Genomic DNA, 454 nt, shown 5'->3' with positions numbered 1-454 from the left:
ACCTGGTGCGGTCCGGGTGGCAGCGCGCGGAGGAACTGGAGCTGCGGCAACGGATCGTCGCGGAGGAGGCGCGGCTGCGCGAGCGGGCCCGCATCGCCAGCGACATGCACGACTCGCTGGGCCACGAACTGAGCCTGATCGCCCTGCGTGCGGCGGCGCTGGAGATGTCGGGAAGCGCGGAAGCCAAGGCACTGCGCGAAAGCGCCGCCGCGGCCACCGAGCGGCTGCGCGAGATCCTCGGCCTGCTGCGCGAAGACGCCCCACCGGTCGACCCGGTCCAGGGAGGCGTCCCGGCGCTGGTCGAGCGCGCACGGGCGTCCGGAGTGGACATCGAGTTTTCGGAAGAGCCGGCGGTTGCTGGGGTTGCAGGGAAAAACACGGACGCCCCAGCGCAGGCCGCCGCCCTACCGCAGGCTGTGGCGCGACCGCAGACTGCCGGTCCACGGCCGATTGA

General features: G+C 72.7%; 1 protein-coding gene. It reads left to right on the top strand.

What is annotated here, in order from left to right; translation table 11 throughout:
• The coding region (locus I6F33_RS37965; protein WP_225145797.1) for a histidine kinase at nucleotides 1-454 on the top strand (454 nt) is incomplete at both ends.

Origin of the sequence: Bradyrhizobium sp. BRP20, from assembly GCF_020194215.1 — a bacterium.
Taxonomy (GTDB): domain Bacteria; phylum Pseudomonadota; class Alphaproteobacteria; order Rhizobiales; family Xanthobacteraceae; genus Bradyrhizobium; species Bradyrhizobium yuanmingense.
Note: the sequence above shows the minus strand (reverse complement) of the source record. Positions and strands in the feature narration are given on the sequence as shown.